This is a genomic window from Vibrio sp. 10N.222.55.A1 (assembly GCF_041473835.1).
GTDB lineage: Bacteria > Pseudomonadota > Gammaproteobacteria > Enterobacterales > Vibrionaceae > Vibrio > Vibrio crassostreae_C.
The window spans coordinates 1-8,934 of record NZ_JBFRSX010000127.1; the positions used below are offsets into that span (position 1 = coordinate 1).

At 40.6% G+C, this 8,934-nt stretch carries 9 protein-coding genes; all 9 read left to right on the forward strand.

Annotated features, from left to right (window positions below; translation table 11 throughout):
• The first annotated feature begins 358 nt into the window (after window positions 1-358).
• The 9 genes from AB4493_RS21940 to AB4493_RS21980 all read left to right on the forward strand — a co-directional run bounded on the left by AB4493_RS21940 (window position 359) and on the right by AB4493_RS21980 (window position 8,599).
• Entirely contained in the window at window positions 359-964 is a 606-nt protein-coding gene (locus AB4493_RS21940) for a hypothetical protein (protein WP_136974941.1), read from the forward strand.
• Window positions 965-973: 9 nt separating this feature from the next.
• The gene (tagH, locus tag AB4493_RS21945) at window positions 974-2,470 is read left to right on the forward strand and encodes a type VI secretion system-associated FHA domain protein TagH (RefSeq protein ID WP_372155815.1); all 1,497 of its coding nucleotides are present in this window, start codon (window positions 974-976) and stop codon (window positions 2,468-2,470) included.
• Window positions 2,463-2,963, forward strand: a complete 501-nt coding sequence (gene tssJ / locus AB4493_RS21950; protein ID WP_029222546.1) for a type VI secretion system lipoprotein TssJ — start codon at window positions 2,463-2,465, stop codon at window positions 2,961-2,963. The genes tagH and tssJ overlap by 8 nt, the downstream gene beginning before the upstream one ends.
• An 11-nt stretch (window positions 2,964-2,974) precedes the next feature.
• Window positions 2,975-4,300 (forward strand): type VI secretion system baseplate subunit TssK, encoded by a 1,326-nt coding sequence (gene tssK / locus AB4493_RS21955; RefSeq protein ID WP_017062572.1) that lies wholly within the window; start codon window positions 2,975-2,977, stop codon window positions 4,298-4,300.
• Window positions 4,297-5,088, forward strand: coding sequence for a type IVB secretion system protein IcmH/DotU (gene icmH, locus AB4493_RS21960; protein WP_029224648.1), 792 nt, complete (start codon window positions 4,297-4,299; stop codon window positions 5,086-5,088). The genes tssK and icmH overlap by 4 nt, the downstream gene beginning before the upstream one ends.
• Window positions 5,089-5,236: 148 nt before the next feature.
• The gene (locus AB4493_RS21965) at window positions 5,237-6,751 is read left to right on the forward strand and encodes a PAAR-like domain-containing protein (RefSeq protein ID WP_372155816.1); all 1,515 of its coding nucleotides are present in this window, start codon (window positions 5,237-5,239) and stop codon (window positions 6,749-6,751) included.
• Window positions 6,752-6,760: 9 nt separating this feature from the next.
• On the forward strand, window positions 6,761-7,507 hold the full coding sequence (locus tag AB4493_RS21970) for an AHH domain-containing protein (protein WP_372118549.1): 747 nt from the start codon (window positions 6,761-6,763) through the stop codon (window positions 7,505-7,507).
• 12 nt (window positions 7,508-7,519) lie between these two features.
• Window positions 7,520-8,095 (forward strand): imm11 family protein, encoded by a 576-nt coding sequence (locus AB4493_RS21975; RefSeq protein ID WP_102429255.1) that lies wholly within the window; start codon window positions 7,520-7,522, stop codon window positions 8,093-8,095.
• Between the two features lie 12 nt (window positions 8,096-8,107).
• Window positions 8,108-8,599, forward strand: a complete 492-nt coding sequence (locus tag AB4493_RS21980) for a hypothetical protein (RefSeq protein ID WP_372155817.1) — start codon at window positions 8,108-8,110, stop codon at window positions 8,597-8,599.
• Window positions 8,600-8,934 lie beyond the last annotated feature (335 nt).

The window sequence follows — 8,934 nt, forward strand, 5'->3', positions numbered from 1 at the left end:
CATAAATATTAACTAACACTAAATTAGAAAAATGCTGGAAATGATTATGCTACAGCTTAAAGATAAAAAAGTGGCATGTTAGGTTTTTTGAATTTTGTAAATGCTAATTTTCTTGTATTGAACAATCTTCTTGCTTTAGATGATTGCTGGTCGTTTGATTTTTCAATTATTGATAGTTTTGATTTTATAAATGAATTTTATTTGTAATTATTCGTAATGCATTTTCTTGTAGATATATCGTTTTTTTTGCTAGTTATAATGTCGTAAATGGCGGGTTTGACCGTCTCCTTATTGTAAAAGACATAATACTTGCTATCTTGCGCATCTCGTTAATATATGGATGAACTCAGAGGGAAGCATGCGAAACCTAAGTCAAATCGGTCTAATATCCACAATGTGTCTTTTTTCGTCCATCGCGATCGCGAAGGGGGAAAGATATGGTGGCTCAGTAAATATGCTGAGCATAGACACTATAGAATATGAAGAAGGACCGAGTGGCCAAGTAGATGCTCTGCGTTACGGGTTCGTCCATACACGTCCAATTGATGAAAGTAACAACCGATGGCGTTGGTGGTTAGGTTTTAATTATTTGGCTGAAGACGACATCGAAGCTCCAAAGAATGGCGTGTATAACGAGGTAACCAATTACGAACTTCGTATTGTGCCTCAGTATGCTTTAGGTAGCTGGTCGGTGTTCACACCTTATATAGGTGCTGGCTTGTCTTTAGGTTACTCGCAATACTCAAACCGTTGGAAAGTTGACGACCAAGGCTTTCGTTACGGCGAACAACTTGAAGATATCGATCAATTTGAAGCTGGCGCTGTTGTTACTTTTGGTAGTGTGATCAAATTAGGAAGTAACCCAGACGCTCATTTACAAATAATCCCGCAAGCTTCATACATCTTACCTTTTTATAACGAGGGTCTAGGTGGTGTCGAGTTTAGTGTTTCTCTTCTGTTTTAAAGGCTGTTCATGCGTATAAATCAATTGGTTTTGGTGATCTCGAAGTGCCCTGAAGAATATGTTGGAGCTAAAAGTATCGAGATGCCTGAAGAAGGTGGATCTCTAGGGCGAGAAGCAGGTTGTACAGTGACTTTAACGGATCACAACCGATTCATATCTGGTACGCACTGTCTATTGAGTATATATGGAGACACTTATTACATTAGTGATGTGAGCACCAATGGAACGTTGGTTAATGGGAATAAAATCCTGAAGAATCAACCTGTCTCATTGTGTGACGGTGATAGAGTGTCTTTAGGTCAATATGAAGTGAGTATTTCTATTGAGTTGGTAACGACTTCATATGACATCGCTTCAGAAATCGCGCCAGAAAGAGACTCTACAGATCCTTTGATGAATTTGGAAGAATCCGTTGTTGAGGAAGAAGCAGAGACAGGCGCGCTTGAAGATCTCTTCATGGAAACGAAACCTGATGGAGTAGATACTCATGATCCCGTCGAGCACTTAAAATTCTCAATGCAGAGAGATGATGATTATTTGGTCCGAGACGAAAGTAACGAAAAAAATCTTATGAAGTCATCGATAGAACCACAAAGGCAAGTTGTTGATGACAGTTTAAGCATCCATTCTGAGTTCGACCTCCCTAGTCTGATTCCTGAAGATTGGATGGGGATGGAAGAAGAACAGCAGGCGAACCTGAATGCTCAAGACATCGCTGATGATCAAACTAAGATACCGAACCGTTTAAAACCAACAAACATTGAAGGTACCGATTTTAAGTCAGATACGCTTACCGGCAGTTCAGATGTTCCCAAGCGTAAACCGACAAAAGTACCGCCTGTTACTATTATCCCTAATTCCGAAAATATACAAAGCCACAAGTGGGAAGAGGTGACACAAGAGTTTGTCCCTCATACCGAACCACAAGAGCAGCCTGTTGAAAGTGAGAGTAGAACTCAGAGTAATACCGCATTGAGTGAAACTTCTTACGAACATGAAAATGTAACACATGCATTCTTTGAAGGACTGGGTGTTGATTTAGAGTCTGACACGAAACATGACGCTTTATTTTTTAAACAAATGGGCGCTTGTTTGCGATTGTGTATCGATAATTTGTACAAAGATTTACAGAGTGTTGAAGAGCTTACTGACGAAAGCTCCTTTGCTCACAATGATCTTAGCCTAACTACATTGATGTTAACGCTAAATAGTCAAAATCTATTGGCTCCAAATGAGCTAATTGAACAGATACTGGATGAACTTAGCGAGCACGATACCTTATATGCGAAGGCAATTAACGATTTGGTATTGGAGCAACTAAAAGCGAATGATCCTCAGCAGTTTGCAAACACTTTAAGCCAGGAAACGCGCTTCCTTAGTAAGTCAAAGCTATGGCAAAAGTACAGCGAACATTATGAGCAGAATACTCGACAATTCAATGAGTCGACATTTAAAGCGTTGATGAAAGACAGATACAGTAAGGTTGCAAAAGCTGATCATGCGTAAACTTATAATCCCCATTACCTTGTTTCTATTATCAGGTTGCTCTATGTGGGAGCAATTTAAAGAATCATCTGGAATTACACCAGAAACATCTTCAATTGAACTCGTGATAGAAGCGTCAGAACTTCTCAATGTACGAGAGCAGGGACAATCTTCTCCGGTCATTCTGAGAGTTCATGAACTCACTTCACCTGTTTTATTTCGTAGTTTGGATTTCTTTGCTCTATTCGAAAATGATAAAGCGTCCTTAGGTGATGAGTATATTAAACGATATGAATACCAACTGCAGCCGGGCGATGAGCTACATGAGATTTTAGAGTTAGATCCAACGACGCGTGCATTAGGTTTTTCTGTGGCATTCAGAGATATTGATGGCTCGTCTTGGCGGAAGGTTGAAGTGATCGAAGAAAAAAGTGAGTACTTTCTGAGATTAAAAGTAGAGGGTAGTGAATTATCTTCGAACAATACTCGCGGTATTGAACAGACGTATTTTTAAGGAACTGACGAATGTCTTTATATAACCCAGTTGTTTGGCAAGATGGTATGTTCATGAAGCCTCAACACTTTCAGCAACTCGATAGGTCTCAAGGCAAGTTATCTAACATGCTTAGCTCTAATAGCTCTCCCTTACACTGGGGAGTGAAAAAAATTGAGATTAACACTGAGCTACTGGCACTTGGCAAAATCGGGATCACACGAGCAGAAGGTATCTTACAAGACCGTACTCCATTTGATTTACCGCTTCTTGCTGAGCTTCCAGAAGTAAGAGATGTTGACCCTTCTATTGCGGATAAAGTGGTGTATTTATGCTGTCCACTGCCATCAGAACGATCTGAACTCTTTGGCGGAAATGGAGACGGTGCTCGCTATAACATGGAAACCCAAGAAGCCGTAGATGCATGTTATGAATCAGAAGATATGGCAAGTATTGTGGTGGGTAAGCTTAACTTTTTCTTAATGTACGATCATGAAGATAAGAGCGCATATACATCAATTCCCATTTTGAAAATTTCGGAAGTGAAGCCAGACGGAAGCATCATTCTGGATGACAACTATATTCCGACGTGCATTGATATTCACGCATCTACAGTTTTGAGCAAGTTCGCGACGGAATTCGCGTCAATGCTTAAACACAGAGCCGAATCGATTGTTCAGCGTTTAGGTGTGGTTGACCAGCAGGGCGTATCGTCTGTTGCTGATTTTATGTTGTTACAAGCCTTGAATCGTTATGAGCCGTTGTTCTGGCATTTTGCAAGTGTGGAAGGCGTTCACCCAGAGTCATTTTATCGGATCCTGTTACAAGCGGAAGGTGAATTATCTACACTGTGTTCCGCATCTCGTAGACCACAAGAGTTTACAAAATACAACCATAGCCAACTGACCGATTGTTTATCTCGTACGCTTGATAGCGCGAAAATGACATTAAGTGTTATGTCAGAACAACGTGCAATACCTTTAACATTGAGAGAGCAAAGCTATGGAATTCGAACTGCAGCAATTCCAGACAGTAAAATTGTCGAATCTACGACGTTTATTCTTGCTGTTAAAGCAGACGTACCACTTGATATTCTGCATACGCAGTTTGTAAGCCAAACCAAGATTGGTTCGATCGACAATATTCGCGATTTGATCAACTTACAATTGCCGGGTATTGAAATGAAACCAATGCCAGTGGTACCTAGAGCGTTGCCTTATCATGCCGGATATACCTATTTTGAGCTCGATAAAGCAAGTGACGAATGGAATGCATTGAATAACACCGCAGCAATCGCAGTCCATATTGCTGGCGACTTCGCGAACTTATCACTACAGCTTTGGGCTGTACGTTTATGAGTTACGCCGAAAACGACGTCACCGTAGTACTATTTCAACCAGAACCAGGCAAACCAATGGAGGTTATGCCTGCACCTGATTTATCTAGAAATATTGCGGTAAGAGACCTAAACGTGGAGAGCATGGGTGTTAACCCGTTGGTCGATCAGTTTACTTGGTTAATAGCCAGTCTCTCATGTATGTCTTCGATTCCTTGGTTGGACGATCCTGGTCCTTTTAGAGAACAAGTTGCACGAGAAATTCGTAAAGGTGAACGAAAGCTCAATGAAATGGAGTTGGATCGGGCATCAATATTGGTTATACGCTATTGCTTATGTGCAGCAATAGATGAGTCTGTGTGTAGGCAAGAGTGGGGGGCAAACAGCCATTGGAGTACAAACAGCTTATTGTCGGAGTTCCATAACGAGACATCTGGCGGCGATAAGTTTTTTACTATTTTAGAGCGCTTGAAAGCTGATCCACGAAAATACAGACACGTTATCGAATTCCTTTATTTATTGCTTCAACTTGGGTTCAAAGGCAAGTACGGCCGAGAAGAGCGCGGTAACGAAAAGCTTTCAGACATAGGAAACACAATTTATCGCTTAGTCCGAGACGAGCGTTTAGCCGAACAGGAAAAAGTAACGTTAGTTAACTTAAAGGCGAAGTATTTAAAAAAACCGCTCAAACGGGTTATTTCTCCTAAGTTAATTCTTGGCGTCAGTACAGTAATCTTTGGTGTTATGTATGCCGCGACTTACTTGGTCATTGACCTAAAATTTCAGCAGCTTCTGGATGTGTATCAGTAGCATCAGATTTAATTGTGAGATCTTCTGTCCGTTTTTAAAAATAGACTCGAAGTAACAGTCTCATCCTTCATTTTCACTACGTACTTAGAGAGATTGCAGCCTGCGATCTCTTTTATCATACATCTATTGAAATTTAATTGGATTTACTATGGGCGTAACAGTTTGTGCGAATGGACTCAGCGTAGTTCATCAAGGCTCAGGAGGAGAAGCGAACGCAACACTCCCTGATGTTTGTTTAACAACAGTCGGCAAACCTGTTGTTCCTATCCCTTATGGTAACAATGCAAAGTCCGCCGATTTAGTAGGCGGCACCACGACCGTCTCTATGGATGGCGGTAACAGCATTGCTATTAAAGGCAGTAAATTCAGCGCCAGTACTGGCGATGCAGGTGGTGATAAAAAGGGCGTAGCCTCAGGCACTATTGAAGCCGAGGCCGAATTCATATCAGCTTCTCCTACCGTTAAGTTCGAAGGTGTCGGTGTATGCCGCCTTTCTGATCAAATGACCATGAATAAAGCCAACACCATGTGTTTAGGCGGTGCTCAAAACCCTTCGGTTTCTGTGACAGAAGAGCAAGAAGGGACGTATACGGTAGACCTGTTTCTTTCTTATTCTGATGGAGAACCTGTTCAAGGGGCTACATATAAACTGATTGATCAAACCGGCGCTTCCTTTGAAGGTACATTAGATAATGCAGGCAAAGCTTCGGTGAGTGGGGTTGCACCTGGTGAATTTAACATTGACTATGGTGAAGATAGTCGCGAATTCATGCCAAACATCCCAACTAAAACTAACCCTAATTTCAACCCAAATGCGAATGCTCAATTAATTATTGAAGAAGCAAAGCGAGGCGAGGTTGGTTTTTGGGAAAACTCCTGGAAGAGAATGTCTGGCGCTGCCAGCTGGGTCTGGGGAGTAATTTTAGGTGACTTTAATGATGACTCATCGGTAGAGCAAATCATAGCCAACACAGCGCTGACAATGATTCCCGTCGTAGACCAAGCTGCAGATGTACGAGACCTGTCAGCAAATATCATGACACTATTAAGTGAAGAAGAACGAGATAAGCCAGAAAATTGGTTGGCACTCTCTTTGACTTTGATTGGTTGTGTCCCAACGTTTGGCAGTGCAGTTAAAGGTACATGTAAAGTTGCTTTGAAAGGTGGTAAAGGTACATCGAAAGACACTTTACTCGCGGTACTTCGTGGTATGGGTAAAGGTGACCCAGAAAAGTTCTTACGTACATTAGATTGGGTTGATTACGCCAAGCAGGCGAGCAATATTGTATCGGATGTTCTAAAGCCTTGTATCGAAGTGGCGAGTGAGCTTGCTTCTTTCGCCAATCGCATGGGAGCTGATGAACTAGCAGAATACTTCTTAAAGCTAGCCGATGAAGTGAAAATCATCGATAAAATGGTGCCGGATAAACTAAAAGAAGCGATGGGTGAGTTTGACCAGTTATTCGCTCGAGTTTTGGGTAAAGGTGAGAGAGCATACCCAGCAAAAGTGAAACACAATACTGGTCAATCGGCGCAATCTGGAAGAAATTCGAGTAAGACAAATGAAGAGAAAGGTAAGAATCCTGTTCGGTGTAAGATTTGTCGTCGTCTTGCTGGCAAAATAATTGGCCAGTGTGCTGAAGCTAGTAAAATAAAACAGTAAGGGGCTAAAATGGGTATTAGAGAAAATGAAGGTCGCTATATTCGTTCGCGTAGCCTTCGTGACTCTGCAGTTAAAAAGAAGCATCCACTAAACTTTATGAATAGGGCTGTAGCATCACACCATATTATTTCATGTGATGCTACACGAAGGCTTTCTAGTTATCGTCGAAAACAAATCACTTACAAAGGCTATGATGTGAATCACCTTTGGAATCTAGTTATTTTGCCGATGCAGGATAAAATCGCTTGTCACTATCAAATGCCATTACATAGATCTAGTCATAAAGACAACGCAATAGTAACTCATTATGAGAAGTCTTTAGGAGTTTCCATTGCCGGCTTACAAAGCAAGCTGGATCAAGAAATGTTGGCTGAAAATGACAGAGAAAAGAAAAAGGTCCTAGAGGACGATATTGCAGTAATCGATGTTCTAAATGGGTATCATAAAGTGGTAGGTGTAAAGTTGGCGCGTGCTCTTAAGGGGCTAAGCTGTAGAACGAATAAAGAACGATTTACTGCTAAGTTGGACGATCTATCAATAGATATACTAGGTGAGATTAGTCGAAATAAATTATTACTCTTACAGAGAGGGGCTCATTTTGCACCGGGAGAAAGCGGATGTGAGATGTGCAGTGAAGCAGCTTCAATGACCAACCGAGTACATTTTAATAGTCTAGATAGCGCTCCTAGCAAATTAGAGGTAAAAGCTTTTTGCTACAGTGGGCGTCGATTAAAAACGATCAAAGAGCAAAAATAAAGTAGGGCGTATATGTATTTCTCATTAATCTCCGAAAATTATTTCACATCTAGTGTGAACTTTGTACCTGTTGACGATCGAGAATCGTTGTACAGTACGAACCATTATCATCCTACTTCATCGGTAAATCCGATTGTATGGTTGGATAGTGAGGGGGGAAGTATCAAAAAAGTTGGACCGATTGTTGATTGTGGTGATTTATCGGTAAGCGCTAAATTTGCTGAAGCGTTAATGAGCTTCGACCCTTACGGTGTTGAGTATTATCCTTCACAACTCGATCTCGAAGATGGAAGTGTCAAAAATCGATATATTATAGCAATCAACAACATTATCGATATTTTAGATGAAGATCGCTCAGATATTGAAATATCTCCAAGAAGTGGTGAGCCCATAGTCCATGAATTGTTTTTATCAGAAGAAAAGCTAAAACAAATTCCTTTAGAAAATAGAGTTGCATTTAGAGTGAAAGGTGCTGAGACAGCAATGTTTTTTTGTGAAGAGTTGTTTGACGTTGTTGATTCGGTAACGGAATTCGATATTTTGAGAAAAAATAAAATAGATATAAATGACCTAGCTCCAAAGTTTTAAGGTAGACCATTCATGAATGATGAATATCAAGTATTAACTAAACAATCTTTAGCTAATTTCCAACTCCAACAAAGCCCTAAGCCAATTGTACCTGTAGAGCCAGATTTGTTGCTGGAAATGACCTTCTCTCCAAAATTATTTATTATCGATGATATCGCTGAAAAAGTTGAACAATTAGTGGTGCACGGTGTGGAATGGTTAGATGCTCGTGTGGATTGTTCTCCAAGCCAACCGTCGGATGATCAAATCAAGGTATATGAAGACTATCGAATGCCATACATCCACCAGACGTACAAATTGACCAATCAAGAAAAGCAATTTGGTAAGTTAAATTGGATCGATGCTGAAAATACTGAGTTTGATTTTTCTAAGTTAGAGAGCATTCCACTAGAAGAAAGGCTGATCTTCAAATTAGAAGAAGATTATGGCTTGGTTTTTATTCACCAAAGCGTGATTGATTTACTTAAGCAACATGTTAAAGATGTTTGGGTTAGAGACGTTTAAATAAATCGCTGTCAGGCGCTTTTTTATTTTCAGGCCTAAACCACCTACTTCAGTAGGTGGTTATCATTCAGTTTGGTTTTGCCTGTAGTTCTACCCATGTTAAATGCTCCCTTGATTTTTAGCGAAGTCAAAGAGGACAAATAACATGAGCAGATATAATCAAGCTTCCCACGTATTTTGGAGATGTCAATAGGCTTTGTTTCCTAAATCAGGGAACTAATGCTTAAAGCTACGATCAGATCATCTAAGTTCACTCACATACTTAGAGCAATGCCAAAGCCTCGCTACAGAACAACTAACTGGAAACAATATAACCAAGCCCTAATCAATCGTGG

Excerpts from the sequence above, each read along its gene's own strand:
- AB4493_RS21940 (WP_136974941.1), top strand. The coding sequence starts at position 359 with ATGCGAAACCTAAGTCAAATCGGTCTAATATCCACAATGTGTCTTTTT.
- tagH (WP_372155815.1), top strand. The coding sequence starts at position 974 with ATGCGTATAAATCAATTGGTTTTGGTGATCTCGAAGTGCCCTGAAGAA.
- tssJ (WP_029222546.1), top strand. The coding sequence starts at position 2,463 with ATGCGTAAACTTATAATCCCCATTACCTTGTTTCTATTATCAGGTTGC.
- tssK (WP_017062572.1), top strand. The coding sequence starts at position 2,975 with ATGTCTTTATATAACCCAGTTGTTTGGCAAGATGGTATGTTCATGAAG.
- icmH (WP_029224648.1), top strand. The coding sequence starts at position 4,297 with ATGAGTTACGCCGAAAACGACGTCACCGTAGTACTATTTCAACCAGAA.
- AB4493_RS21965 (WP_372155816.1), top strand. The coding sequence starts at position 5,237 with ATGGGCGTAACAGTTTGTGCGAATGGACTCAGCGTAGTTCATCAAGGC.
- AB4493_RS21970 (WP_372118549.1), top strand. The coding sequence starts at position 6,761 with ATGGGTATTAGAGAAAATGAAGGTCGCTATATTCGTTCGCGTAGCCTT.
- AB4493_RS21975 (WP_102429255.1), top strand. The coding sequence starts at position 7,520 with ATGTATTTCTCATTAATCTCCGAAAATTATTTCACATCTAGTGTGAAC.
- AB4493_RS21980 (WP_372155817.1), top strand. The coding sequence starts at position 8,108 with ATGAATGATGAATATCAAGTATTAACTAAACAATCTTTAGCTAATTTC.